This is a genomic window from Vibrio sp. 10N.222.55.C6, assembly GCF_041473395.1.
Taxonomy (GTDB): domain Bacteria; phylum Pseudomonadota; class Gammaproteobacteria; order Enterobacterales; family Vibrionaceae; genus Vibrio; species Vibrio crassostreae_C.
In genome coordinates this window covers 1-257 of the sequence record NZ_JBFRSD010000374.1, presented here as the reverse complement: position 1 = coordinate 257, position 257 = coordinate 1, and the positions used below count along the sequence as shown (strand labels likewise).

General features: G+C 44.4%; 1 pseudogene. It reads left to right on the top strand.

Annotated elements, in window-relative coordinates:
* A pseudogene (locus AB4486_RS24185) lies at nt 1-219 on the top strand (alpha/beta hydrolase); the annotation flags it as partial.
* Nucleotides 220-257: the final 38 nt, after the last annotated feature.

The following is a 257-nucleotide window of genomic DNA, read 5'->3' as shown; positions in this document are numbered from 1 at the left end:
GAGCAGTTGAGCAAGAATACAGTGCCAATGGCGTGTGCCGTTTACGCCGATGACATGTACGTTGAGTTGGATTACAGCCGTGAAACATTGGCGAACATTCCTAACTCGAAAGCGTGGATCACCAATGAATATGAACACAATGGCTTGCGAGTAGACGGCGAAAGGATTGTCGATAAATTGATGACGATGGTTGAAGCGTTAGAAAATCTGCCAAAGTAATCAAGCTATTTGCACTAGAAACAAGATGCGTTAGAAGC